This is a genomic window from Halomonas sp. QHL1 (assembly GCF_001882345.1).
Lineage (GTDB): Bacteria > Pseudomonadota > Gammaproteobacteria > Pseudomonadales > Halomonadaceae > Vreelandella.
Window position 1 is genome coordinate 2,212,774 of sequence record NZ_MINL01000001.1, and the last position, 24,561, is coordinate 2,237,334.

Here is a 24,561-nt window from a genome sequence, read left to right on the forward strand (position 1 = left end):
TTATCCAAATCACCGTTATCAATTAGTGTCACCACTCAGGTGACGTATAAGCGAGATTATTTATGTTAAGCAAAATCATGACCGCCCTACGTGGCAAAGCGACTGAAACCGGTCAAACAGTAGTAGATTCCCAGGCACTGCGCATTTTAGACCAGGAAATCCGCGACTCGGAAAATCACCTGAGCCAGTCTAAAACCGAGCTCACCCGCTTGATGGGCCAGCGCCAACTAAACAGCAATAAAGCCGACACGCTGGAAAGCAAAATCGCCGAGCTGGAAAAAAGCGCCGAAGCCGCGCTGGATAAAGGTGAAGAACAGCTCGCCGTTGAAGTGGCAGAACGCATGGTGGCGCTACAGGATGACCTGGAAGCAGAGCGTGCCATTGTCAGCGAGTACGATGCCAGCATCGAAAAACTGCGCGGTGCCATTCGCGGTACCGACAACCAGCTTCGCCAGCTCAAGCAGCAGGTGAGCGTCGTTAAAGCCACCGAGTCAGCGCAAAAAGCCCAATCTGCCGTAGCGTCTCGCCACTCTGGCCAGAACAGCGCGATGAGCAGCGCCATGGAATCACTCGATCGCATCAAAGAGCGTCAGCAGCTTAATTCGGCGCAAATGCAGGCCGCCGATGAGATGGCCGCTGAAGAGAGCGGTAGCTCGCTGGAAGCCCGCCTGAAAGCAGCCGGTGTGGGCGGTCAGGAGCGCAAGGCAGACGACGTGTTAGCACGCCTGAAAGCGAAGAAAAATGCCGCACAAGAGTAAATTCAGCGTTTAAATTTATTAGGGAGCCAGGCCATGTTTAACACCCTCAAGGCACTTTTTCGCGCTACCACGGAAAAGCCGCCCGAGCCGAATACAGGCCGCCCGGTGGCCGCGGGCCTGCCTATGGGCATCAGTCAGGAAGACCTTGAGGGCCTGCGCCTGGATGGGCGCGTCAATATCAAGCTGATCGGCCTGCGTGCCCATCCCGACGCGCTGTTTCGCTGGAACGACGATGACTACCATCATATTGCCGCCGTAGGGCACGTCGACCTTGGTCAAGGAGCGCACCTGGTGCGCTTCTATCTGGATAACGACACCTGGCTGCAGGCCAACATTGAGAACGGCCAGGTGCTTGAATATAAGCTGTTCGACTTTTACCGTGTTGCCCATCTCTCGGATGCCGAGTTTGATAGCTTGATCAACGGTGAAGATAAGCAGCCCGACAGCATCGGCGCCCAAACTGTCTCGCTCACCTCAACCACTGAGGAAGCGCGCAGTTGCACCTATCAGCGAGTGTGGGGGGATGGCGACAGCCTGTGGTCGCCGCCGGTGGTTTTCGAAGAGCAGGTAATGACCACCGAGAGCGTGTCGGCCCGCCATGTGACCCACCATGCAATGCTCTATGAGCGTACCATTGAAGGCGCTGAGCGTATGGAGTACTTACTGTTAAGCGCAGAAAGCGATGGCGAAGGCAGCTTTATGGTGGTGCACAACGTGGGGGTAGATGTGGCCTCCGTCGATATCGACGCTATGTAATCATTACCGCCGTTTTTTAAAATACGTTTTACCTACTACAAAAGGAAACCGCCACCATGGTGAACTACCTGTACGGCTTGCCATCATTTATCGCCTATCTAGTCACGGCGATTTTACTGCTCGCCGCCTTTATGTACTGCTACAGCCGGATTACCCCGCACCACGAATGGACGTTGATTCGCGAAGGTAACGCCGCCGCCGCTTCTGCCTACGGCGGCTCCATTTTAGGCTTTACCATTCCGCTATATAGCGCGATGGCACACTCGATCAGCTTTATCGATTTTGTGCTCTGGGGCGTCGTCGCCTTTATCGTTCAGTTGGCTACCTTCTTCGCGGTTAAGCTGTTTCTACGTAAACAGGGTGAAAGCCTGTCGCAGCACATTACCGAAGGCCACCAGGCCTACGGCATTTTGATGGCCAGCGTGGCCGTGGCAGTCGGCTTACTCAACGCCGCTTCGATGACGTGGTAAAGGAGAGCCTGCATGTCTAAACACGATCACACCCCTCATTTGCCACGCCGCAAGCGCAGCGGGCGCTTGTCATTAGCGGTGATGGGCGCTAGTGCCTTTGGTCTTACTGCCTGTGGCCAACCGCCCCAGGAAGAGCAAATCACCGAGATCGAATTTGACGAGCCGCGCAGCTTTGAAAGCGTTGAAGCCTGCGTCGCTGAAAATGTCTATACCCGTAGCGCCTGTGAAGATGCCTACGAAGCGTCCCTGGAAGCGGTGCCGCGCTATAGCACCCTGGAAGAGTGCGAAGCTGAGAATGGTGAAGGCGCTTGTACCGCGCCAACCGAAGAGCAGTCACAAGCGGCGACGGGTAGCACCGGTGGTAGCTGGTTTATGCCCGCCATGATGGGCTATATGGTCGGCAGCATGATGTCCAACACTAACCGTGGACGCTCCTTCGAGCGGGTTTACCAAGAGCCGGTGTACCGCAATCGTCAAAACCAGGGCAACTGGAACACCGCGACCAATCAGGCGACCCAGCGCGTTACCCAGCGTAATGATGCAATGCGCAGCTCAGTGGCGACCTCTCAGCGCCGCGGCTTTGGCTCGCGCTCTTCTGCCCGCGGCGGTTGGGGCTCCTAACCCCTAGGCAAACATTACTATGCTGCGAATCGATATCCCTGAACGAAGCAACTGGAAAGCCCTTGCCCACGAGCTGGGCTTTCATTTTCATACCATCGACGGGGAGCCTTACTGGAAAGAGGACGCCTACTACCAGTTCACCCTAGAGCAGGTAGAGCGTGACATTGAAGAGCCTACCGAGGCGGTGCATGAGATGTGCATGGAGCTGGTGGATAAGGTCTGCCACTCCAATGCACTTATGCAGCGCTTGGCGCTGCCCGAGCATATGTGGGACAGCATCCATAACTCGTGGAAGTCGGGTCAGCCGCACCTCTACGGACGAATGGATTTTGCCTATTCCGGCGATGGACCGGCGAAACTGCTGGAGCTCAACTACGACACCCCTACCTCGCTCTACGAAGCGGGCTTTTTTCAGTGGGTGTGGCTTGAGCAAGCCATCCAGCAAGGCATCCTGCCCCGCCATGCGGATCAGTACAACTCGATTCAAGAGCGCCTGCTCAATGCCATGGCGCACCTTGGCGACCGCATAGAAGCGCGCACGCTCTACTTCTCCTGCATCAAAGATAACCCCGAAGAGCGTGCCACCGTGCACTACTTACAGGATGTCGCAGTACAGGCCGGCCTGAACGCGCCGTTTATCTACACTGAAGATATTGGCCTGCGCCCCGGAGCTGAGCACTTTGTTGACTTGGAGAACCAGCCCATCCACGCGCTGTTCAAACTCTACCCTTGGGAGGAGATGGCCGACGATGCGTTTGGCGAGTATATCCCTCAGTTAAACACCCACTGGTTTGAGCCGCCCTGGAAAGCGATTCTTTCTAACAAGGGTATTCTACCCCTGCTATGGGAGCATTTTGAGGGCCACCCCAATCTACTGCCGGCGTTTTTCGAGGATGCCAATAGCCCGCCGCTGCCAGCAGGATGGGTGCGCAAACCTTTTTTTTCCCGGGAAGGCAGTAACATTGAACTGATCACCCCCGCAGGGCAACGAGAAGCAGTTGATGGGCCCTATACCGACAGCCCATGGATCCGTCAGGCGTATCATCCCATGCCGCGCTTTGGTAACAATCACGCCTTAATTGGCAGTTGGGTGGTGGGTGACCGCGCTTGCGGTATGGGCATTCGCGAAGACGTTGGCCGTATCACCAAAGACTCTTCCTGCTTTGTGCCCCACGCGATCGTCTAAACAGACGTACCAAACTCCGCTTATTATCGCTGGACATTGCTCCCTAAAAAAGCTGAAATCACCCGTACTACTTTAAGCATTACTTTCGTGAGCAGGGGGCATCGCCCCCTTCACTTTTTTTATCCTGAATATTACCCAACCGCATTGTCACTAGGGTTTGAAAGCCTAAATGTCGTTGCATCTTCAGGGCCACCGTTTACTTTGGAGCAACGGCGAACATGATGGCGCGCTGGAAATCCCTACCTTTACGGCTTCGGCTATTTCTCTCCTTTGGGACGGTCTTAGCGCTCGCAATGCTCCTGGCGCTCTATCTTCAAGCGCGTACCCACAGCCAAGCGCGGCTGAACAACCTGCTTAATCAAGAGCTACCGGCACAGGTTGAAGGGTTAGCAGCGCATGTGAACCTTAACCTTAGCCAGGATCTAGCCATTTCCGAAAGCCTGGCCAATAGCTACTTTATTGAGCAGTGGGTGCGCGACGGTTTGCCTGAAGAGCGACAAAACGAGATTACCCTCTACCTTGAGCGCCTTATGGAGCAGTTAGACACCGAACTGGTGTTTATCGCCGCTCAATACCAGGGGCGGGGCTACTATTTCCAACTGCGCGATGGCGAATTTCTGCAGCGTGTTATCCAGCCCCCCGGTAGCGAAGACGATTGGTACTACCGTTTTACTGAAAGCGATAACACTTACGAGCTGAATTTAGATAGCGACGCCTTTTCACCCGATGATGCCTTTGTGTACGTCAATTATCGCAGCGCGGTAAATGCCACCAACGGTCGACCGCTGGTGGTGGCCGGCGCGGGGCTTGATCTCTCCCAAATGGCCAGCTTGATTGATGACTTCCGCTTAGGTGACACCGGCCACGCTTCGCTGCTCAGCGCCGAAGGTGAGCTGCTCGTTCGCAGTGGTGAAAATATTCGTAGTGATGAAACAGCACCTATTAGCGAGACAGCGGTGGAGTCCTTAGCAGAGGAAACGTCCCAGCGTCTGCTGCGTGATGAACGGCTCCAGATACAAGAGATTGAGCGCGACGGCCAAACTTTCCTGATTAACACACGCTGGCTACCCGAACTGCAGCGCTACCTGATGGTGGAAGTCGATAAAGAGGCGTACCTGGCGTCCACCCGTGAGCGCTTTCTGGAGTCCAGCGGTATAGGCCTGCTCATTTTGCTCGTCGGGTTACTGGTGCTCTACCCGCTGACTGGCAGCCTCATCCGCCCGCTGGTTGATTTCCAGCGCCAGTTGAAAGATATCACCCTCAGCCTGGATCTTTCGCGGCGGGTCAGCACCGACGACAAAGCCGAGCTTGGCGACTTAGCTGATCAAACCAACGAGCTCCTTGAGCGCCTTTCCCGCGCTATCGCAGCGGTGTCCAAGAACGCTCAGGCGCTAACCCAAGTCGCCGACCGGCTCGCGAAAACGGCCGGGCTTTCCGGAGTGCACGGCAGTGATATTGACCATGAGGCGAGCCAAACCATGGCCGCAGCGGTCGAGGAGATGGCCTCTTCGGTGGCTGAAATCACCTCCACCATGGAAGAACTCTCTACCTCATCAACCCAAATTGCCGACCACTCCCAATCGGTGGTCGACGTTGCCAATCAGACCCTGGAACGCAGCCGTAAAGGCAGTTCGGCCATGCAGCTGTTACAGTCGAAAATGCAAGATATTCGCAGCGACAGCGAGCAGAGCCTCACCGAGATCATGACGCTGGGGGCGAAATCCAAACAGATCAACAAGGTCATGGAGTTGATCAACACCCTGGCCGCCCAGACCAAACTGATCGCCTTTAATGCTGCCTTGGAAGCCTCGAGCGCAGGGGAGTCGGGGCGACGCTTTTCGGTCGTTGCCAGCGAAATACGCCGCTTGGCAGACAGCGTGACCGACTCTACCCAAGAGATCGAAGCGCATACCGATGATATTCAGACGGCGATTAATCGCCTGGTGGTGGCCTCTGAAAAAGGCGCCACCTCAATCGAGCAGGGCGTTGAAGCAAGCATGAGCACCGCCCAGGATCTCGAGGCGCTGCTTAAGGCGGCGAGTCAAACCAGCAGCGCGGCCCAACAGATATCTCTGTCTACTCAGCAGCAAAAAACCGCCAGTAGCCAGGTGGTGATGGCGCTGCGCGATATCGATACGGCCAGTTCACGCAACGCGCACTCGGTGCGCAGCATTACCGATATCAGCCAGGACATGATCCATATGTCGGCTGAGCTTAACGCGCTGGTGCAGGAGTTCACCCTAACAAATAAAGACCGCTGATAAGGATACCGGATGAGTGTAATTCGGGTAGTCATTGCCGACGACAGCCAAGTAGCCCGCGACGTGCTACGCGATATCCTCAGCCGAGACGATGATATTGAGATCGTGGGTGAAGCCACTAACGGCCGCGAAGCGGTGGAACTGGCCAAACGTCTTGCGCCACAGCTGATCACCATGGATCTCAACATGCCGGTGATGGACGGCCTAAGCGCTATTGAAGAGATCATGTACAGCAAAGGCGTACCCATCCTGGTGATTAGCGACCGCTCCGATGCGCAAACGGCCTATCAAGCCCTTGAGGTGGGCGCGCTGGAAGTGATGCCTAAACCCACACTGGAAGGGGCCGACGCGGAGCGCCTTTTGGAGCGAGTGCGCCTGCTCGCCGGCGTTGCGGTGATCACTCGCCTGCGGCGGCGCGCTACAACGCCTGCGCCCCTCCTCACCCTGCCCACCCTGGCAGCCACCCCAGGAGGGGTGCCGCGGGATTTCCAACACGTGGTCGCGATCGCATGTTCAACCGGTGGGCCTCAAGCCTTAGTGCGCCTGCTGCGAACACTACCCGCCGAGTTTCCAGCGCCTATTGTGATCGCCCAGCACATCAGTCATGGGTTTATCGATGGCATGGCGCAATGGATGGCATCGCTGTGTGCCATGCCGGTGAGTGTTGGCCAAGAGGGTGAGCAGCTACGCCCTGGACATATCTATTTGTCACCTTCCGAGCGTAATTTATGTGTGACCCCACGCCACCGCTTTCAGCTGCAATCCAGCCCCGAGACATTTCTCTACCACCCCAGCTGCGATGTACTGTTGCAGAGTGTCGCGGAGGTCTATGGCAGCGATGCGATTGGTATTATTTTGACCGGTATGGGCCGCGATGGCGTTAATGGCATGCGGGCTATTTATCAGGCAGGCGGGATTACTTTCGCGCAAGATGAAGCCAGCTCGGTAATTTACGGCATGAATCTGGAAGCCGTTAAAGCGGGCGTCATACAGTATGTATTACCGCTTGATAGCCTTCCTGATCGACTGCTACGCGATGTGCGTGGCTACTCAAATAGCCGGCCGGAGCCTCTGGCATGAGCGCGTTTGCTCCCTTTAAAGCCCTGGTGCATCAGCGTTGTGGTTTATACCTTGAGGGCTTAGCCGAAGCCCGGCTATTCCGGGCGGTGGCCAGCTTACAAGCCTCCACGGGGCTAACCGACACCACCCAGCTCCTGAGGCAATTACGCCGCGACCCGACGCTATTCGATCAATTTGTCAGCCAGCTAACGGTCAATGAAACCTATTTTTGTCGCGAGCCGGACGCGCTGAACTGGTTGGTCAGCACCTACTTGCCCGAGCGCTTAGCGGCAGAGCAACCGCCGCTCTCTATCTTCAGCGCAGGCTGCTCATCCGGCGAAGAGCCCTATAGCGTGGCGATGATGCTGTTTGAGCACTTTGGCGAGCGGGCCAAAGCGTTGTTTACCCTCACCGGCGGCGACCTGGATCACCAAGTCCTTACCAAGGCACGCCAAGCGGTGTATGGAGGGATGGCGTTTCGCGCGCTCTCTCCCGACTTTAAAGCGCGTTACTTTAGCCCCTACCAGGGTCGCTACAAGCTTCGCGAATCTCTGCGTCAGTGGGTAACCTTTCGCCCATTTAATCTATTAGACGCCGATGAGAGCAGTGCAGGCGGCCCCTTTGATGTAATTCTGTTTCGCAATGTGTCGATCTACTTTGACCAGCAGACGCGGCGGCGTATTCATCAGCAGCTTGGCCAGTTGCTGGCCCCGAACGGCATTTTACTCTGCGGCGTCACCGAAACCCTGGGTAACGATCTCGGCGTGTTCGAACTGGTCGAAGCACAGGGCGTATTTTACTTTCGCCATGCAGAGCAACCCGAGGCAGTGCAAGCGCCTCCCCTTCAGCCTCCCTTGCCCACGATGGACACCAAAGCTGATGAGAGTATTCACGTCGGTGAGAGCGCACATAAACAGCTAGCGCTAGCCAGCAGCGCTGATTTAGCGCCTGAAGCACAATTTGAGCCCGCAGCGGTAAATGAAAGATCGGACAGCATTACCCACCAACTGCACACCGCCCATCAGTTGCTCGATCAAAACGCCTTTAACGACGCCGCTGCACTGCTAGAGGCGCTGCTTAAGCAGCAGCCGTGGTTGATCGATGCGCTGGTACTGGCCGGGCTAGTCGCCCGTTGGCAGCAGCAGCCCAAACAGGCCTACGACTATTTTAAGCGGGCTATTTACGTTGCGCCGGAGTGTTGGCCCGCACACTTCTATTTAGCTGAACTTTATCGCCAGGGTGAACTGACCGACGAGCCATTACAGCGCAAACAGCGCTATGCTGCGGTGGTGCGTTTGCTGACCACCGAGCCCACCTCGAATGGTGGGCTAGACACTATCGCCCCGCCGTTACCGCCAGGCGATGCGCGCTTTCTAGCCGAACGTTATCTAAAAGCGGCCAAAACCACACTGGCATCGACCAGTACCACACAGGGAGTGGGTTAATATGGCGCTGGATATTCGCCGCTTTATACAGCGCTTTGTGGAAGAGGCAGCCGACCACCTGCCCCGCCTGCGCGAAGGGATCAGCGCATTGGAGCAAGGCCGCGCTGATCGCGAACAGATCAACGAGCTGTTCCGCGCAGCGCATACGCTGAAAGGTTCGTCGCGAATGCTGAAACTGGTGCCGATTACGGCGCTAGCCCATAGCACTGAAGAGCTGCTTAGCGCGCTGCGCGAGGGCACCCTAACCGCAACACCAACGGTTATCAGCTTGCTCAGCCAGGCGGTTGACGGGCTTTCTGACTTGGTCAGTCGGCTAGCCGACGGGGCGACAGGCGACGACTTACCCGCAGCTGATGAGGCGTTGTGTAGCGCCCTTGAAAATGCTGCTCACGGTCATACCCCAACCCAGCCCAGCAACCCCGATACGCCCACGCCTACGATACCTTCGTCCTCATCAACACCTCCCTCCTCCGCTACGCTGGTGACCGAGAACGAACTACGTCTTAGTGACACCGTGCGGGTTCGCTTGGATCGGCTAGACGATGTTATCCGTTTGATGGGTGAAGTGCTCTCCGGCCACCACCACTTACATGGGTTAGTGGACCAAGCCCGTGAGCTAAGTACCACGCTCACTGCCGAGCAGCAGGGGCCCTTTCACGCCTTTCACCGTGAGCTGAAAGATAGCGTGTTAAGCCATGAGTCGTTGATGAGCGACCTACACGACCGGGCACTGCAAATGCGCATGCTGCCGCTAAGTGTGGTGTTTGACCCGCTTGCGCATATGTCCAGAGAGCTGGCCCAGTCACTCGGCAAACAGGTCGACTGCCGCGTGCGGGGTAGCGAAATCGAACTTGATCGCCAGATGATTGATCGCCTGTCAGACCCACTCATTCACCTGCTGCGTAACGCCTTGGATCACGGCTTAGAGCTGCCTGCCGAACGCCAGGCAGCGGGCAAACCTTCCCGCGGGCAGCTGATTATCGAAGCCTGGCAAGACGCTGACTGGGTGGTGGTTGAGATGCGTGACGATGGCGCGGGGATCGCACTGGACGCGGTGCGCCAGAAAGCGCTCGCCAAACAGCTGATCAGCGAAGAGCAGCTGAATGCGCTGAGCGAACAGGAGACATTGGAGCTTATTTTTCTACCTGGTTTCTCTACCAAAAGCATGATTACCGACTTTTCTGGGCGCGGCGTGGGTATGGATGTGGTCAAACGCACCGTGGTGGACGAGCTCAATGGCGACTTGCAGCTTGCCAGCGAACGCGGCAGCGGCACGCGCTTTACCCTGCGTCTGCCGCTCTCGCTGGCGATGATGCGGGTACTGCTGGTCAGCGTCGGCGGTGTCAACCTAGGCGTCACCGCGCCTTACGTATCAGAATTGGTAGAGTGCTCATCACAATCATTCATTGATGCCGCCGGACAGCGCACGCTGATTTTACGCAATGAATTCGTGCCGGTGGTATCGCTTGCCCAACTGCTTGAGCTACCTACGACGACTACCGCCACTGATAACACCCTACTGCTGGTCGTCCACCAACGGCACCAGAAACTCGCCTTGATTATCGATTCACTGATTGATGAACGCGATATGGTGATCAAGCCACTGCCCGTACATTTACGTTATTTACCCTTGGTCTCGGGCATGGTTTCCATGGGCCGCAATGCGCTGGTAAGCCTGTTACATGTGCCCGCGTTACTGGAAGCCACCCGGCACAATGCTTCGCGTCCTAGCCATGAGCGGGCGTCTCCCACTCTCGCGAAACGCATTTTGGTGGTCGATGACTCACTGAATACCCGTGAAATTGAAAAAGATGTACTTGAAGCATGGGGCTACCACGTCACGCTGGCCGAAAATGGTCGTGACGGCTTAGCCAAAGCACTGGCGGAACCGTTTGATGCGGTACTTACCGACGTCGAGATGCCGGTAATGGATGGTTTTGCGCTGACTGCCCGACTGCGCGAAAATGAGGTTTATCGTTATCGGCCGATTATTATTATCACCTCGCGGGAAAAAGAGACTGATCGGCGACGTGGTATGGAGGTCGGGGCCGACGCCTATATCGTCAAGGGCAGTTTTGATCAAAACAATTTAGTAGAGACGCTCAAGGCCCTGCTGGGCTAACGAGAAGCGTTATGAACACAACCGTTAATGACACAACAATCATGAGGTCATGGAATGCATATCCTGGTCGTAGACGACGATCCGCTTGCCGGGGAAATGACGGCGGCACTGCTTGAGTCTCAGGGTCATGAGCCTCTGCTGGCCAATGACGCGATGGAAGCCGTCGAGCAGTTAGACACTCATAGCGATATCAAACTGATCGTCAGCGATATGCACATGCCCCTTGTCAGTGGATTAGCGCTGTTGGCGATGCTGCGCGAGCAAGATAATCACCTGCCATTTATTTTACTCACCGGCGACACCCCGGATGCAGCCCTACGGCAGACACCGGGCCTTGCCGCCTGTTTGTGTAAAGATGCCGAGCTGGCCTGGAACCTGGAAGCTGCCGTGAAAAAGGCTCTCGACAGCTAACAACGCTTAATACGATGGAATGGACAATTGACGGAATGGACCGCCGCTTTCGATCACTTACGTAGGTAGTTTGATGTCTAAGCCCGCCCCTTCGCTGCACGATAAGCTAAGCCAGCTGCGTGAGCGATTTATTGAGCAACTGCCCTACCGCTTGGCGCAAACCGCCGAGCAGTGGCAGCAGAGCCGCACGTCGGCGGAAGAGCAGACGCGGCTCGCGCCAGAGCTGCACCGTTTCTTTCACAGCTTGAAAGGCACCGGGAGATCGCTGGGCTTTGAACGACTCGCTATGCTGGCAGACCAGGCGGAGGCGGCGCTCACTACCTCTCCCGCCCGTGTCGATATCGACACATATATCGACCAACTGCTACTCCAGTTGCAGCGGGAACAGCAGCACCTGCGCTCACGTCACGGTCAACAGCAAGCACTGGCGGCCGTACACAGCTTCGAGCTTACCAGCCCGGTTGAACCGCTGCGCAATAAGCGCCAGCGGTTAATTTACCTGTGCGACGATGAGCCAGAGCAGGTCGATCAATTGATCCATCACTTGCGCTGCTTCGGTCATGAAGTTGTGCATTTTATCGACACGGAGAAGTTCTTTAACGCCGTGCTCACGCGTCGCCCTGACGCGGTGATCATGGACGTGCAGTTCCCCCAGGGCCAGACGGCAGGAACTGAAACCCTAACCAGCCTGAACAAACTAACCGGCCAGCCGCTACCCGCCATCGTACTGTCGGCCCACAGTGACTTTCACTCGCGGCTGAGTGCGGTTCGTGCAGGGTGCGGCGGCTACTTTACCAAGCCGGTAAAGCCACTGGATCTTATGTTGGCAGTGGATGAACTCACCGCGCCGGCGGCGGAGGAGCCGTTGAAAGTGCTAGTGGTGGATGATGAGCCCGAAGCAGCTGCCTACCACGCTTTGCTGCTTGAAGAGGGCGGTATGAGTGCTCATCAGGTGCACCATCCCGCCGATGCGCTTAATGCCATGGAGCGCTTTAGCCCTGATTTATTGCTAGTCGATGTGTATATGCCGGTGTGTTCGGGTGAGGAACTGGCGACGATTATTCGTCAGCAGCCGGAATATCTGGGGCTACCGATTATCTATCTCTCCAGCGAAACCGACAGCCAAAAGCAGATTTCCGCCATGTCCGCGGGGGTTGAAGCCTTTCTTACCAAACCCGTACAGCCCGAAGAGCTAGTCTCTGCTGTGCGGCTGCGCGCAGAACGCCTACGCCTGCTGCGCTCATTAATGACCCGCGACAGCATGACCGGGCTGTATAACCACAGCACCACCACCGAGCTGATCAATAAAACCCTCGCCCAAGCCCATCGCGAAGATAGCCAGCACGCCATGGCGATGATCGATATCGATCACTTTAAACATGTTAACGATACCCACGGCCACTTGGCGGGCGACCAGGTGATCATCACCTTGGCGAGGCTTTTGAAAACCCGCCTGCGGCTATCCGACATTATCGGCCGCTACGGCGGTGAAGAGTTTGTCGTGCTGCTGAAAGGCATAACGGCAGAAAAAGCCGCCACATTAATCGACAGCCTGCGCGAGGATTTTGCACTGGTCGATTTTCACGCCGGTGACGTTCGCTTTCGCTGCACCTTCAGCGTGGGGATAAGCAGTTTCCCCGCGCAGCCCTCTACCGAGTCCATGCGCTTAAGCGCCGACCAAGCGCTCTACCGTGCCAAGCACCAAGGCCGCAACCAAGTAGTGCTAGCGACGGAGCTAACCGATGACCGCTGAACATCCCCGCGACGGCGAGGCGAATGACCAGTCGTCGGCCACTTTGAGCTTGGACGAGGCGTTAGCGGCACACAGCGATAGTGAAACGGTAGTGGATGTTGATGAGCCCACCCAGCAGCTAGTGCTCTTTCGTCTCGATGGCCAGCGGTTTGCACTGCCCGGTAGCGCGGTGAGCGAAATTTTAGCCAGCGACCAGCCTGTCTATTACGTACCGGGGCTGCCCGCCTCTACCGAAGGCGTACTGCACCTACGCGGCAAAATCGAGTCCGTCATTAGCCTGCATCAGCTACTCGGTTTACCCACACCGGAAGGCACCTCTAAGGGGATGATTTTACTAGTCCGCGCAGCGGGGGTGACGAGTGGCGTGCGTATTGAGCAGCTTGACGATGTGTGCGAGGTCACCCAAAGCATGCTGCAAGCTCCGCCAGAAACGCTTCCCGGCACATTGCGCCCTTATGTTAGCGCATTGTGGCAGATAGATGAGTGCCAAGCGCTTGCCCTGCTTGACCCCGAGGCGCTGTTCGACGCCTACCAGCAGGGGTTGGGTTAAGGTGCCCGAGCAGCTAGACCAGCATGACCAGGCCCAGGTTGCCCTGGTGCTGTTTCGCGTAGGGCCTTATCGTGCTGCCCTGGAAGCATGCCATGTGCTCGCCATGACCGATCAACCTACGTCATCGCACACAGCCAATGCTCAATCGTTGCTAGACGACGAGGGCGACCATGCCCCACCTACCCGTTGGCTCACCCTGCGCGCCGCTCCAACAACCAATAGTGAGAACAACAGCACTTGGCAACTGGGCGTAAGCGGTGACATTACGCTTCAGCAACTGCCAGCCAACTCGCTTTACCCACTGCCTAAACTGCTGCTTTCGCGCCGGTTTTCAACGGCGCTATGCGGTTGCACCTTCGACCAGCGGCAGTTGGTGCTGCTACTGGATGCCCGCAAGCTTAGTCCTTAACTTTCTAAAGCCCCTGCTCTTAGCCCGCCAGCCACAAACAGCTGATGGCATCGCCCTCGGCTATGTCGCTATTGGCCGGAATCACCGCAAAGGCGTCGGCGTTGATACACGACGAAAGCACGCCGGAATTCTGATCATCAAAGGCCGTCGCTGTCACCCCGCCGGGAGTGAACTCTAATGTCACGCGCATATAGTGTTCGCGTGGGCCGGTGGAGGTAGCAAACCCAGCTTTCGCGGTCACTGCTGGCAGCGTTTTTAGCGCCGGACAGCCCAACATTGCGCCCAACAGGGGGCGTAAAAACAGCCAGGCGCCGACAAATCCCGATACCGGGTTCCCCGGCAGGCCAACAAACCGCGCCTGACTGCCGTTATCCCGCGGCAAGCGGCCGAGCGCTAACGGCTTACCGGGGCGAATCGCCAGCTTCCACATATCGAGCTGGCCAATTGCTTCCAGCGCGGCTTTGACGTGATCCTCTTCGCCGACGCTCACGCCGCCAGTGGTGACCACAAGGTCTGCTTCAGCAGCGGCAGCCGTTAACAGTGCCACGGTGCGGGCGTAGTCATCTGGCACGCTAACGGTGCTCACCAACTCGGCGCCAAAGTTCTCTAACAGGCGCCTAAGCATCGGCCGGTTCGAGTTGTAGAGCTGACCCGGCTTGAGCGGGGTGCCTGGGTCAATGATCTCATCGCCCGTCGAGAGCAGCGCCACCCGAGGCCGACGACGTACACTGACCTGGGTAATGCCCTGGCCTGCCAAGTGGCCAAGGGCCGCTGCTTCAAGCCGCTCACCGGTATTTAACAGTACGCTGCCCTGACGCACGTCGCACCCTTGGCGGCGAACATTATCACCCGCTGGGATATCGGCAGGTATCAGCGCACGTTCACCGTCAACTTCAACGCGCTCCTGCATCACCACGCAGTCAGCCCCAGGAGGAATCTCACCGCCGGTAAAAATACGCGCACAGCTACCGGGGACAAGTGCTTTAGCCTGCGTGCCGGCGGCAATGCGTTGACTTACCGGCAGCCACTGCCCCGCATCAGCGGCACTCAAGGCGAAGCCATCCATCGCGCTGTTATCGAAGGGTGGCACATCCAACTGGGCGGTGACGGCGGCGGCTAATACACGTCCACCGGCGGCTTCGAGCGGAACGCTCTCTGCATCGAGTGCACTAACGTCTGCCAGTAACGCCTCAAGCGCGGCTGATATCGGCTGTAAATCAGCCATGCTGACCTCGACCTGGGATGACCAGGTTGGCGAAGTTGCAGGGTTTGTGGCGGCTATCCAACTGCTCGGCCAGAATGCCGTCCCAACCGGTGCGGCAGGCGCCGGTCGAGCCCGGTAGGCAGAACACCACCGTGGCGTTGGCTAAACCACCGAGGCAACGGCTTTGTATAGTGGAGCTGCCAATCTCGTCACCGCTTAGCTGACGAAAGCGTTCGCCAAAGCCTTCAATGCGCTTATCCAACAGCACGGAGATAGCTTCAGGCGTGGAGTCTCGGCCAGTAAAGCCGGTGCCACCGGTGGTGATCACCACCTGTACATCTGCCTCGGCTATCCAGTTCGCTACTACCGCACGAATACGGTAGACATCGTCTGGTACGATGCGCTTTTCAGCCAACGTGTGGCCCGCCTTGGTTAAACGCTCGACCAGGGCTTGGCCACTGCGATCCGTCTCTTCTGTGCGAGTATCGGAGACAGTGAGTACGGCTATATTGAGGGGCTCCATTGGCTCACTCATCGACGTCACCCTTGTTTGGCTGCTTTCTTTTTGGCGTGGTGCGCTTCCCATGCTGCCATCTGTTCCGGCGTGGCAGGCGGCTGGTAAAGCTCTTTCCACTCGCTATAGGGCATACCGTATACGTACTCACGGGCCTCGTCGTAATTGAGGCTTTCATCCCGCGCTTCAGCGGCGCTAACCAGCCATTTCGATAAGCAGTTGCGGCAAAAGTCCGCCAGGATCATCAGGTCGATATTCTGAACATCTTTGTTATCGTCCAGATGCTGTAGCAAGCGCCGAAACGCGGCGGCTTCAAGCTCGGTGCGCGTGTTTGGGTTTAACTCATCAAACGCTGACATAACCGTTCCTCTAATAAATATGACTTGTGTTCAAGCATAACAAAAGACACCGCCGGAAGGCGGTGTCTTAGCTACCATGATGTGATCATCAACTGGTTCGCGTCGCCGACGGTTCACCGCTGCCACCAGATGACTTGCGAGCCGCCACCTCTTCTTCCGATAGCGTTTGATCTTTGACCTCGTCGTACCACAAATTGTGGTGCTCTTTGGCCCAAGTCTCATCCACGTAGCCCGTGGTCATACCCTCTAGCGCGCCTTCGGTACCCAGCGTGCCGATATAGATATGCCCGAGGGAAACCGCCGTAAGCCCCAAGGCACCCAATGCGTGGATAATATGGGCCCACTGCATGGTGTCACGGCTTTGGTTGAAGTTGGGGAAGTCGAGCACGAAGCCACTGGCAATGACGAGAATACCGACCGTCGCCAAAAGCCAATACCAAGCCTTCTCCCCACCGTTGGCAAAGCCTGCATCAACATGCTTTTTGCCAATCATACCGCCGCCCTTCTTGAACCATACCCAGTCGTGCTTTTTGGGGATGTTTTGTTTGATCAAGCTGACCAGCAGAATGACGAGCAAAATGCCAAAGATCGGCCCTAGGTAGTTGTGCAGCACTTTCGTGGCCGCAATCATCCACGCCCAAATCCCATCGCCAAACAGTGGACGGAATACAAACTTGCCAAATAGCAGCGTCATTCCAGTCAGCGCCAGAATGATAAACAGCGTTGCTACCGTCCAGTGCAGCGCGCGCTTCATCAGCGTCCACCGCAAGAGCAGGCGGCCCGTGCGCGGCGCCTCAAGCTCCTTACGCCCAACAATTAAGTAGAACAGCGTGATCAGCGCCGCCATGCCAAATACCGCAATCAAACCAAACGGCGATACCCAGCGGTTACGAATTTGCCGCCAGGTTTCACCGCTTGAATTGATCAGGTTGTAGTTACTGTCAGCACGTGAATCACGGTAGTTAGCCCCGGTTTCTCCACTACGTACCTGACGCCACTGGTCGGCGGTAATGCCAGGAGCGGCAGTGGTCATTTCGCGATCGGGATCTGCTTGGGCCACCGCCACTTGCGTGAAGCCGAGGCTTAGCACCAAAGCAAGCGCCACCAACATAAAGCGCCAAATGCCCAGGGCGAGCCCTTTACCTGAGCGCGGCACCCCACCGGGTGCCTGTGCAGTCAACAGGTTCATGACACGCCTCCTTACCCTTTATGGGCAGCATCATAGGCTAGGTTGTCGGCACTGGCCTGGGGGTTATTAGACCAGGCGCCATCTTTGTGGCCGCGATGTACAACGCGCTGACGGAAGATATCGGCAACGTCTTGGGCATCACCGGCAAGCAGCGCTTTGGTGGAGCACATCTCCGCACACAGCGGCAGCTTACCTTCGGCAATGCGGTTGGAGCCGTACTTCTCGTACTCCTCTTCTTTGCTTTCGGCCGGGCCGCCCGCGCAAAAGGTGCATTTGTCCATCTTGCCGCGCTCACCAAAGGCATCCTGCTGGGGAAACTGCGGGGCGCCAAACGGGCAGGCGTATAGGCAGTAGCCACAGCCGATACACAGGTCTTTGTCGTGCAGCACGATCCCGTCATCAGTTTTGTAGAAGCAGTCGGTGGGGCATACCGCCATGCAAGGGGCATCGTCACAGTGCATGCAAGCGACGGAGATGGACATTTCATCCGCTTCACCGTCGTTAAGCGTAACCACGCGGCGGCGCTGAATGCCCCACTCGACATCGTTGGCATTTTTACAGGCGGTGACGCAGCCGTTGCACTCGATGCAGCGTTCGGCGTCACACATAAATTTCATTTGAGCCATGGTGTTCTCCTCATACCGGTGCGGGATGGCTCCCGCACCGTAGTGCTGTCAGGTCGGTCGGGGCTTAAGCCCGCTCAATGCGGCAAATGGTGCACTTGGTCTCTTGCATCAGTGTCACCGGGTCGTAGCCATACGTGGTGGCGGTATTGGCCGCTTCACCAATGATGTACGGGTCCGACCCATCCGGGTAACGGTCGCGCAGGCTCTCGCCCTGGAACATGCCGCCAAAGTGGAACGGCATAAACGCCACGTTACGATCGACGCGAGGAGTGATCATGGCTTTGACCTTCACACGGCCCCCTTCTGCCCCTTCAACCCAAACATCGTCACCATCTTTAATGCTGAGGTCGTTGGCGTCCGCCGGGTTGATCTCGACAAACATCTCCTGCTGCAGCTCGGCAAGCCACGACATGGAGCGCGTCTCTTCCCCGCCGCCTTCGTACTCAACCATTCGGCCAGAGGTGAGAATCATCGGATACTCGCCGCTGTTGTCGCGATCCTGAATGGTTTTGTACATGGTCGGCAGGCGCATGATGGAGTCGAAGTCGTCCCAAGTAGGGAAGCGTTCAACCAAATCACGCCGCGTGGTGTAGAGCGGCTCGCGGTGCTTCGGCACCTGGTCGGGGAAAGTCCAGACCACGGCGCGTGCCTTGGCGTTGCCGTAGGGCGCACAGCCATGCTCAATGGTGACACGCTGGATACCGCCAGAAAGGTCGGTTTTCCAGTTTTTGCCTTCCGCCGCTTGCTTCTCTTCGGCGGTCAGGTCGTCCCACCAGCCCAGATCTTTAAGCAGTTGGTCGTTGAACTCCGGATAGCCGTCGTCGATATCGCCGCCCACCGGCGCGGAACCTTCCGCCAGAAGGTTGATGCCATCACGCTCGATACCAAAACGAGCACGGAAGCCCATGCCGCCTTCCATCACCGGCACGCTGGTGTCGTAAAGATTAGGCGAGCCCGGGTGATTAAACTCGGGTGTGCCCCAGCAGGGCCACGGCAAGCCGTAGTAATCCCCATCCGCCGGACCGCCCTCTGCGCGCAGGTTCTCAAAGCTGAAGGTGTGCCAGTTTTTCTGGTGTTCTTTAAGACGCTCGGGGCTTTGCCCGGTGTAGCCCACCGTCCACATACCGCTGTTGATTTCGCGCAGAATATCATCGATGAGCGGCTCATCACCGTTCATCTGATAGTTCTTAACCAGCTCATTACCGAAGCCCAGCTTACGAGCAAACAGGTACATGATTTCGTGGTCGGGCTTGGACTCAAACAGCGGCTCAATCACGCGGTCACGCCACTGAATCGAACGGTTAGTCGCGGTGACACTGCCTGTGGTTTCGAACTGGGTGGCCGCTGGCAGCAGATACACGCCGTCGCTGCGGTCGTGCATTACGGCAGCAACGGTGGGATAAGGGTCAACGATGACCATCATCTCAAGCTTCTGCATCGCTTTTTGCATCTCGACGCCGCGGGTCTGGGAGTTAACCGCATGGCCCCAGTAGAACATTGCTTTCAGCGCGGTACGCTGGGAGATGTTCTCGTCCTCTTCGAGCACGCCATCGACCCAGCGCGACACGGTAATGCCGCTGGTGTACATGGGCTTACCATCAGCGTACTCGGTATCGTCATAGCGGCCTTTAAGCCACTCGTAGTCGAGATTCCACACCTGCGCCCAGTGCTGCCAGGCACCTTCCGCCAAACCGTAGTAACCCGGCAATGAATCGCAGCCAAGGCCAAGGTCAGTTGCGCCCTGTACGTTATCGTGGCCGCGCAGGATGTTAGCGCCGCCGCCCGCCACACCAATATTCCCCAGCGCCAGCTCAAGAATGCAGTAAGCGCGGGTATTATTGTTGCCGGTAGTGTGCTGGGTGCCGCCCATACACCAGACCACACAGCCAGGCCGGTTGTCGGAGAGGCGTTTGGCGACATCGTACATCTCGGCTTCAGGGACGCCGGTGACTTCTTCTACAACGCTGGGCGGGAAGTTGGCAACTTCAGCGCGCACTTCATCCATACCGTAAACGCGCTGATTGATGTACTCGTTGTCTTCCCAGCCATTTTCAAAAATGTGCCACAACAAGCCCCAAATGTAGGCGACGTCCGAACCGGGGCGTAGACGCACGTATTTGTTGGCCTTGGCGGCGGTACGGGTAAAGCGCGGGTCAGCGACAATAATGTCACAATTATTGCGCTCTTTGGCGATCAGGATGTGCTGCATCGCCACCGGGTGCGCTTCACTGGGGTTAGAGCCAATGAACAGAATCGCCTTGCTGTTATGCATATCGTTGAGCGAGTTAGTCATCGCTCCATAACCCCAGGTATTCGCCACGCCCGCCACGGTGGTGGAGTGGCAAATACGCGCCTGGTGGTCGGTGTTGTTGGTGCCCCACAGCGAGGCAAGCTTGCGCATCAAATACGCCTGCTCGTTGCTGAACTTAGCCGAGCCCAGCCAGTAAACGCTGTCCGGGCCGTGCTCTTCGCGCAGCTCAAGCAGTTTGTCGCCAATCTCGTTAATGGCGTCATCCCAACTCATACGCTCCCACTCACCCGCGACTAACTTCATCGGGTACTTGAGGCGTCGCGTTGAGTGACCGTGCTGGCGCAACGAAGCGCCTTTCGCGCAGTGCGCACCACGGTTGATGGGGTGATCAAAAGCGGGTTCTTGCTTGGTCCAAATGCCCTCTTGAACTTCGGCATAAACGCCACAACCTACCGAACAGTGGGAGCAGATGGTGCGTTTGGTCTCGACCGGCGAGTCCAGCACGGGGGTTTTGTCGGCTGCTTCCGAGCGCTGCATCATGGGCGCACCCATAAAGCCAACAGCGGCCACACCGCCGGTGGCAGCACCGCTGCGTTTGAGGAACTGGCGACGGGAAATACCCAGCCCGGAGGCCTTGGGGGTGTCTGTTTTGCGAGTTAAGCGCATGGCAAATCTCCTGGCATTCCGCCGTCAGTCACGCAGCGAGGCGTAGTAAGCACGGACGTGATCAGTCTCACGGTAGTTAACCGTTGGTTTTTCGTCTTTCACCGGGGCAGTGTCAGCCTGTGCCAGAGTGACATGACCGACTGCCGCCGCGGCGCCAGCCGCGGCGGTTCCCAACCCTACGGTTTTCATAAACCGGCGGCGCTCAGCGTTGTGTGACGGTTGCATGGGTTTCTCCTCTTGCATGCTTTTTTGTGCGGGTCTTTTTATGCTGTTTTTAGCTTTTTTGCTGTTTCTTTTATGAAGCCTGCGTTAAGGCTCAAGAATACGCACTGGCGTATGGCCCGCATCAACCCTCAAGCGAGCCTGTTCACTCTCCATAAAAGCGCTACCTAACTGCCCCAGCGCTGCATAGAAAGCGGTGTCTACCTGCCCCAGGTCGGCAAAACAGCCGGCCGCCCAAGGGGCTAAATGTTGGCTAAAGAAATAGCCCTGCTCTGAACTTTCAGCGTCAATCAGCATTGCCATGACTTCACACAGGGCCGCCAAGTGATCTTCAGGGTCCCGAGTATGCTCACTGCGTTCAAAGCCGAGTACTTTTAGGTCCTGGCGCAGTGCCACCAGCGCCGCTTCCATCAGTTCGCCGTTGCGGTACCAGGAGGCATAAGGCACTACATCACCTTGAATCACACCCACCAAGTGGCGAAAGTGGGCGCGCTGAAGTCGCTCAACGTCATCGCCGCCCTGTTCAGTATCGGCGGCAGCGACTGCCAACGACTGCCAGCACTCTGCAAGACGGCTGCCGTCCTGCTCGATAGCCAGCTCAGCCAGCCAGTTGAGTAACTCAGTATCCGGCGCTTGGCGCAGCAGTGTGGCTAACAGCCGGTAGATATCGGCGCGTAGCGCATCCGCTTCTTTAAGCGTGGGCAGTGCATCCGTCATCGGCTTATACCTTCAGTTGCGCGTCGGGATCGCGAATCATGGTTTTCCAGACATCTTTTACCCGGCAGTCTTCGCACATTTCCAGGCGGATCATCGCCTCACCGGCAAAGTAGGGGTGGTTAGCCAGCTTCTGTTTAATAGTAGCGACCGTGCTGACGGTGGCAAACGGCTTACCGCAGTTGATGCACTCAAAAGCGGCTTCTTCGTGGCAGATGTGGCGCGTTTCGCGGGCATCGGATGCCAGGAAGCCGGGTATCAGAGTAATCGCATTTTCCGGGCAAGCCTGCTCACACAAATCACACTGCACACAATCCGCTTCAAGAAAGCTCAGCGCGGGCGTGTTGCCGCCTGATTTTAATGCCGGCGTCGGGCAGTTGCTGACGCAGGCATGGCAGAGCGTGCAGGCATCGCTATCGACTTGAATGGCGCCGTAGGCAGCGCCTACCGGCATGGCAACCCGCTCACCGCTGGGGTTACCCAATTCAGCCAGCTTGGCCAGCACGCGGTTCAAACGCGCACGCTTTTCTGGCTCTGGCAGGCTAAGCGGTGACTCTGTCAACGGCGTTAGCGCCGGTAGCGCATCCCGGCCTGCTGCATCGGCTATCTCGATGAGTTTTACGCGAGCACGGTCATGGCCTAAGGCGTCTAGCAGGGCATGCGTCTGGGCGACTTGATCGGTCAAAAAGGCACTTAAGCGGGCGGGCATATTGGGATGCAGCTGGATACGCACTTCGGCGGCACCGGTGGCCAGAGCGGTTAGCCACTGGTCATGGCCCGCTGCACCCAGCTCTTCTAGCGGTGCATCGATGATATGGCCTGCGGTGACGACACCCGCTGCGCGCTCTGCATCTTGGGAATCATGGGTAATAAAGCGCAGCACCGGCGCTTGGCCACCTGCTTCGCGGTAGGCGCCCAGCCACGCAGAGAGCGTATCCTGCTGGCGGCGCGTTTCCGGTAGGCGAAATTCGATAGCGCCGGTGGGGCAAGCGCTGGTGCAACTTCCTACGCCTTGGCAGAGAAAGGGATCAATCTCGATGTGAGATTCAATCCGCCCCTGGATGCTGGAGATAGCATCCGCCGGGCAAACATCCAAACAACGGGTACAGCCAATATTGCCGCTGGTGGAGTGGGCACATAAGTCGCTGTTGACCTGAAAATAGCGCGGCTTGTCGAATTCGCCCACTAGCCCCACAAAATCGTCGAGAGTGTCGCTGCGCTGCTCGACATCCTGCCACTGCATTACCACATAACCCGGCGGCGGTAGTTCCCAGCGCTGGGTGTGGGTAGTGGCGGCAAGATCGAGGATAAGGTCAAAGTTATCGCGCTCAATCAGTGCACGGGCGAGATCCAGCGGTGAGTCGGCGTCGTCGAGCTGGACGCTAAAAGCGCCTAAATAGCCGTTAATGCGCAGCTGGCTAAGTTGCCCCTGGGACAGCGCCTGGGAGACCAGCGGCTCGCTAGCCCCAGCAGGATCGACTGCATCGTCTCTCAGCGTGGTCGTATCAGACTCAGTAACTAGTAGCGTAAGCGATGCCAAGCCGCGCCCTTGAAGCGCGCGAGCGGCTGGATAAACGTCGTCGGCCGAACCTATTAACAGCGCATGACCACGGCTGTGATAAGTCACATTGGCAGGCGTTAGATTAGCGGGCCAGGAGATACGCTGGCGTACCGTCTCCCGAGCCTCGGCATTGCGCTGGTCGTCTAACGACGCCAGTTGGATTCGTTGGTTCATGCGCTCTCACGGTCAGGGAATAATTCTTATTATATTTTTGAGTTATATATTTAACTATTGTGGCATAACAATGCGTTGAAGCTAAGTTCAGCCTATGGCGAAATGTGTATTTTGCCAACCTGATTACCGTCAACGCTGCCAACGCTGCCCACCGTTAACACATCCAACACGTTGACTTTTATAAATTTAGCGTCGATATCATGTTTTCGTCTTAGACCAGAAAAATAATCAGACTGGTCGTCTAGCGGAGTTTTTTACAATTTTGTCACTGTCAGCGCAAGGCGTTGGATTCTCTTCCTCTAACGCGGTCGCTTGCTCATTTGTCGGTTCGTCGGCTGCCAGCTCTTTTTGGGACTCGGTTTCGGCTTCGTCTAACGACTTATCAACCGCCTCTTCCACTTTATGCGTCCAGCGGCGCAGTTTACTGGCGAGCTCAGAGCCCATGGGCTTTAACAGCTTATTATAGTCGGCATCGTAGTCATCTAGGCCATCGCGAACGTTGTAGTTACCGGTGGCCCACAGGCGTTTCAAAGCACGCCGCCGCAGGGCTCCACTAACTCCTGGCACCATAAAGGCGCTAAAGTCGCTGCCCGCTTCCAGCGTTTCGGGGTCTGGCAAGGTGTGGTCGAGGCTGCCCGGTTCGGGCGGTGTCTGCGTTGTGTCGGGGTCATGGTGTGGCGGCTCTACTTCATTTGGCGAAGCATTCGACTCGGCTGCCAGTTCATCAACAGACTCTTCAACAGGCAGTGACGCTGGCGGCGCATCCTGCTCTTGGGGAACATTTCGTTTTAGTCGCGACCAGCGCTCTAGGCGGCTCATTGCGGCTGCTCCTTGGTGGGGGTCTCTTTGGCGCGTCCCGCCCCTTTGCGTTTTTTCTTGCGCATCTCCATCGGCGCTTCGCCGTGACGTGCGAGGTAGCTTTCAATCCAGACCTGAATAGCCATGGGCATCGGTGCTTCGAGCACCTGCTGCTCGCCGTCCATCCAGCCAGCCGCCACGTCCTGACTGGCGGTGATCGCGTCTGGCTTGGGTGTTTCCCCGGTAAAACCCGCCCGCACAAATAGCCGTGGGGTGGTAGACGTCAGGTTGAAACGGTAGGCCGCACGCTCGGTCATCGACAGTTGCAGGTTGAGCACGATAGGGCCTTGATCCCCCAAGGTAAGCTCGGCAATACGCCACTGGGTCAGCGTAAAATTTTTCACCTGCTTCGGTTCGGCGACCAGGGTGATGCTCAGTGAACGTAAATTATCAGACATCGCGTTAAACCCCTTAGCGAAGTA

The 24,561-nt window shown here is 57.1% G+C and carries 24 protein-coding genes; 13 read left to right on the top strand and 11 right to left on the bottom strand.

What is annotated here, in order from left to right:
- The first annotated feature begins 62 nt into the window (after nt 1–62).
- The 13 genes from QHL1GM_RS10120 (at nt 63) to QHL1GM_RS10180 (ending at nt 13,801) form a co-directional block, all read left to right on the top strand.
- A complete protein-coding gene (locus tag QHL1GM_RS10120) occupies nt 63–758 on the top strand; it encodes a PspA/IM30 family protein (protein WP_071694366.1) in 696 nt (231 codons plus the stop codon).
- Nucleotides 759–791: 33 nt separating this feature from the next.
- A complete protein-coding gene (locus QHL1GM_RS10125) occupies nt 792–1,514 on the top strand; it encodes a DUF2491 family protein (protein WP_071694367.1) in 723 nt (240 codons plus the stop codon).
- 56 nt (nt 1,515–1,570) lie between these two features.
- The gene (locus tag QHL1GM_RS10130; protein WP_071694368.1) at nt 1,571–1,984 is read left to right on the top strand and encodes a DUF350 domain-containing protein; all 414 of its coding nucleotides are present in this window, start codon (nt 1,571–1,573) and stop codon (nt 1,982–1,984) included.
- 12 nt (nt 1,985–1,996) lie between these two features.
- A complete protein-coding gene (locus QHL1GM_RS10135) occupies nt 1,997–2,605 on the top strand; it encodes a DUF1190 domain-containing protein (protein WP_071694369.1) in 609 nt (202 codons plus the stop codon).
- Nucleotides 2,606–2,624: 19 nt separating this feature from the next.
- Entirely contained in the window at nt 2,625–3,791 is a 1,167-nt protein-coding gene (locus tag QHL1GM_RS10140; RefSeq protein WP_071694370.1) for a glutathionylspermidine synthase family protein, read from the top strand.
- 218 nt (nt 3,792–4,009) lie between these two features.
- Nucleotides 4,010–6,052, top strand: a complete 2,043-nt coding sequence (locus tag QHL1GM_RS10145; protein ID WP_071694371.1) for a methyl-accepting chemotaxis protein — start codon at nt 4,010–4,012, stop codon at nt 6,050–6,052.
- A gap of 12 nt (nt 6,053–6,064) precedes the next feature.
- A complete protein-coding gene (gene cheB, locus QHL1GM_RS10150) occupies nt 6,065–7,132 on the top strand; it encodes a chemotaxis-specific protein-glutamate methyltransferase CheB (protein ID WP_071694372.1) in 1,068 nt (355 codons plus the stop codon).
- The gene (locus QHL1GM_RS10155; protein ID WP_071694373.1) at nt 7,129–8,556 is read left to right on the top strand and encodes a protein-glutamate O-methyltransferase CheR; all 1,428 of its coding nucleotides are present in this window, start codon (nt 7,129–7,131) and stop codon (nt 8,554–8,556) included. The genes cheB and QHL1GM_RS10155 overlap by 4 nt, the downstream gene beginning before the upstream one ends.
- A gap of 1 nt (nt 8,557) precedes the next feature.
- A complete protein-coding gene (locus tag QHL1GM_RS10160; RefSeq protein WP_071694374.1) occupies nt 8,558–10,678 on the top strand; it encodes a response regulator in 2,121 nt (706 codons plus the stop codon).
- Nucleotides 10,679–10,732: 54 nt separating this feature from the next.
- Complete coding sequence (locus QHL1GM_RS10165; RefSeq protein WP_071694375.1) at nt 10,733–11,089, top strand: response regulator; 357 nt, start codon at nt 10,733–10,735, stop codon at nt 11,087–11,089.
- Nucleotides 11,090–11,162: 73 nt separating this feature from the next.
- A complete protein-coding gene (locus tag QHL1GM_RS10170) occupies nt 11,163–12,842 on the top strand; it encodes a diguanylate cyclase (RefSeq protein ID WP_071694376.1) in 1,680 nt (559 codons plus the stop codon).
- Entirely contained in the window at nt 12,832–13,392 is a 561-nt protein-coding gene (locus QHL1GM_RS10175; protein ID WP_071694377.1) for a chemotaxis protein CheW, read from the top strand. Before QHL1GM_RS10170 ends, QHL1GM_RS10175 begins: the two co-directional genes overlap by 11 nt.
- A gap of 1 nt (nt 13,393) precedes the next feature.
- Nucleotides 13,394–13,801, top strand: coding sequence for a hypothetical protein (locus tag QHL1GM_RS10180; protein ID WP_071694378.1), 408 nt, complete (start codon nt 13,394–13,396; stop codon nt 13,799–13,801).
- A 19-nt stretch (nt 13,802–13,820) separates the two neighbouring features.
- Here QHL1GM_RS10180 and glp read toward each other — a convergent pair whose 3' ends face one another.
- From glp to QHL1GM_RS10235, 11 genes are all read right to left on the bottom strand, one after another.
- A complete protein-coding gene (glp, locus tag QHL1GM_RS10185; RefSeq protein WP_071694379.1) occupies nt 13,821–15,026 on the bottom strand; it encodes a gephyrin-like molybdotransferase Glp in 1,206 nt (401 codons plus the stop codon).
- A complete protein-coding gene (gene moaB / locus QHL1GM_RS10190; protein ID WP_071694380.1) occupies nt 15,019–15,540 on the bottom strand; it encodes a molybdenum cofactor biosynthesis protein B in 522 nt (173 codons plus the stop codon). Before moaB ends, glp begins: the two co-directional genes overlap by 8 nt.
- 5 nt (nt 15,541–15,545) lie before the next feature.
- Nucleotides 15,546–15,878 (bottom strand): DUF1244 domain-containing protein, encoded by a 333-nt coding sequence (locus tag QHL1GM_RS10195; protein WP_071694381.1) that lies wholly within the window; start codon nt 15,876–15,878, stop codon nt 15,546–15,548.
- 88 nt (nt 15,879–15,966) lie between these two features.
- Entirely contained in the window at nt 15,967–17,067 is a 1,101-nt protein-coding gene (locus QHL1GM_RS10200; protein WP_071694382.1) for a formate dehydrogenase subunit gamma, read from the bottom strand.
- A gap of 11 nt (nt 17,068–17,078) precedes the next feature.
- The gene (gene fdh3B, locus QHL1GM_RS10205) at nt 17,079–17,693 is read right to left on the bottom strand and encodes a formate dehydrogenase FDH3 subunit beta (protein ID WP_022521832.1); all 615 of its coding nucleotides are present in this window, start codon (nt 17,691–17,693) and stop codon (nt 17,079–17,081) included.
- 64 nt (nt 17,694–17,757) lie between these two features.
- Nucleotides 17,758–20,610 (bottom strand): molybdopterin-dependent oxidoreductase, encoded by a 2,853-nt coding sequence (locus QHL1GM_RS10210; RefSeq protein WP_071694383.1) that lies wholly within the window; start codon nt 20,608–20,610, stop codon nt 17,758–17,760.
- 24 nt (nt 20,611–20,634) lie between these two features.
- Nucleotides 20,635–20,835, bottom strand: coding sequence for a twin-arginine translocation signal domain-containing protein (locus QHL1GM_RS10215; RefSeq protein WP_050713060.1), 201 nt, complete (start codon nt 20,833–20,835; stop codon nt 20,635–20,637).
- An 84-nt stretch (nt 20,836–20,919) separates the two neighbouring features.
- Nucleotides 20,920–21,549 carry a molecular chaperone gene (locus QHL1GM_RS10220; RefSeq protein ID WP_071694384.1) on the bottom strand — a complete coding sequence of 210 codons (630 nt, stop codon included), beginning with the start codon at nt 21,547–21,549 and terminating at the stop codon, nt 20,920–20,922.
- Between the two features lie 4 nt (nt 21,550–21,553).
- Entirely contained in the window at nt 21,554–23,281 is a 1,728-nt protein-coding gene (locus tag QHL1GM_RS10225) for a 4Fe-4S dicluster domain-containing protein (protein ID WP_071694385.1), read from the bottom strand.
- Nucleotides 23,282–23,509: 228 nt separating this feature from the next.
- Nucleotides 23,510–24,100 (bottom strand): DUF3306 domain-containing protein, encoded by a 591-nt coding sequence (locus tag QHL1GM_RS10230; RefSeq protein WP_071694386.1) that lies wholly within the window; start codon nt 24,098–24,100, stop codon nt 23,510–23,512.
- Nucleotides 24,097–24,537 (bottom strand): DUF3305 domain-containing protein, encoded by a 441-nt coding sequence (locus QHL1GM_RS10235; RefSeq protein ID WP_071694387.1) that lies wholly within the window; start codon nt 24,535–24,537, stop codon nt 24,097–24,099. Before QHL1GM_RS10235 ends, QHL1GM_RS10230 begins: the two co-directional genes overlap by 4 nt.
- Between the last annotated feature and the right edge of the window lie 24 nt (nt 24,538–24,561).

What these genes read in the sequence shown, in the direction of transcription:
- QHL1GM_RS10120 (WP_071694366.1), top strand. Translation starts at nt 63, where the DNA reads ATGTTAAGCAAAATCATGACCGCCCTACGTGGCAAAGCGACTGAAACC.
- QHL1GM_RS10125 (WP_071694367.1), top strand. Translation starts at nt 792, where the DNA reads ATGTTTAACACCCTCAAGGCACTTTTTCGCGCTACCACGGAAAAGCCG.
- QHL1GM_RS10130 (WP_071694368.1), top strand. Translation starts at nt 1,571, where the DNA reads ATGGTGAACTACCTGTACGGCTTGCCATCATTTATCGCCTATCTAGTC.
- QHL1GM_RS10135 (WP_071694369.1), top strand. Translation starts at nt 1,997, where the DNA reads ATGTCTAAACACGATCACACCCCTCATTTGCCACGCCGCAAGCGCAGC.
- QHL1GM_RS10140 (WP_071694370.1), top strand. Translation starts at nt 2,625, where the DNA reads ATGCTGCGAATCGATATCCCTGAACGAAGCAACTGGAAAGCCCTTGCC.
- QHL1GM_RS10145 (WP_071694371.1), top strand. Translation starts at nt 4,010, where the DNA reads ATGATGGCGCGCTGGAAATCCCTACCTTTACGGCTTCGGCTATTTCTC.
- cheB (WP_071694372.1), top strand. Translation starts at nt 6,065, where the DNA reads ATGAGTGTAATTCGGGTAGTCATTGCCGACGACAGCCAAGTAGCCCGC.
- QHL1GM_RS10155 (WP_071694373.1), top strand. Translation starts at nt 7,129, where the DNA reads ATGAGCGCGTTTGCTCCCTTTAAAGCCCTGGTGCATCAGCGTTGTGGT.
- QHL1GM_RS10160 (WP_071694374.1), top strand. Translation starts at nt 8,558, where the DNA reads ATGGCGCTGGATATTCGCCGCTTTATACAGCGCTTTGTGGAAGAGGCA.
- QHL1GM_RS10165 (WP_071694375.1), top strand. Translation starts at nt 10,733, where the DNA reads ATGCATATCCTGGTCGTAGACGACGATCCGCTTGCCGGGGAAATGACG.
- QHL1GM_RS10170 (WP_071694376.1), top strand. Translation starts at nt 11,163, where the DNA reads ATGTCTAAGCCCGCCCCTTCGCTGCACGATAAGCTAAGCCAGCTGCGT.
- QHL1GM_RS10175 (WP_071694377.1), top strand. Translation starts at nt 12,832, where the DNA reads ATGACCGCTGAACATCCCCGCGACGGCGAGGCGAATGACCAGTCGTCG.
- glp (WP_071694379.1), bottom strand. Translation starts at nt 15,026, where the DNA reads ATGGCTGATTTACAGCCGATATCAGCCGCGCTTGAGGCGTTACTGGCA.
- moaB (WP_071694380.1), bottom strand. Translation starts at nt 15,540, where the DNA reads ATGAGTGAGCCAATGGAGCCCCTCAATATAGCCGTACTCACTGTCTCC.
- QHL1GM_RS10195 (WP_071694381.1), bottom strand. Translation starts at nt 15,878, where the DNA reads ATGTCAGCGTTTGATGAGTTAAACCCAAACACGCGCACCGAGCTTGAA.
- QHL1GM_RS10200 (WP_071694382.1), bottom strand. Translation starts at nt 17,067, where the DNA reads ATGAACCTGTTGACTGCACAGGCACCCGGTGGGGTGCCGCGCTCAGGT.
- fdh3B (WP_022521832.1), bottom strand. Translation starts at nt 17,693, where the DNA reads ATGGCTCAAATGAAATTTATGTGTGACGCCGAACGCTGCATCGAGTGC.
- QHL1GM_RS10210 (WP_071694383.1), bottom strand. Translation starts at nt 20,610, where the DNA reads ATGCGCTTAACTCGCAAAACAGACACCCCCAAGGCCTCCGGGCTGGGT.
- QHL1GM_RS10215 (WP_050713060.1), bottom strand. Translation starts at nt 20,835, where the DNA reads ATGCAACCGTCACACAACGCTGAGCGCCGCCGGTTTATGAAAACCGTA.
- QHL1GM_RS10220 (WP_071694384.1), bottom strand. Translation starts at nt 21,549, where the DNA reads ATGACGGATGCACTGCCCACGCTTAAAGAAGCGGATGCGCTACGCGCC.
- QHL1GM_RS10225 (WP_071694385.1), bottom strand. Translation starts at nt 23,281, where the DNA reads ATGAACCAACGAATCCAACTGGCGTCGTTAGACGACCAGCGCAATGCC.
- QHL1GM_RS10230 (WP_071694386.1), bottom strand. Translation starts at nt 24,100, where the DNA reads ATGAGCCGCCTAGAGCGCTGGTCGCGACTAAAACGAAATGTTCCCCAA.
- QHL1GM_RS10235 (WP_071694387.1), bottom strand. Translation starts at nt 24,537, where the DNA reads ATGTCTGATAATTTACGTTCACTGAGCATCACCCTGGTCGCCGAACCG.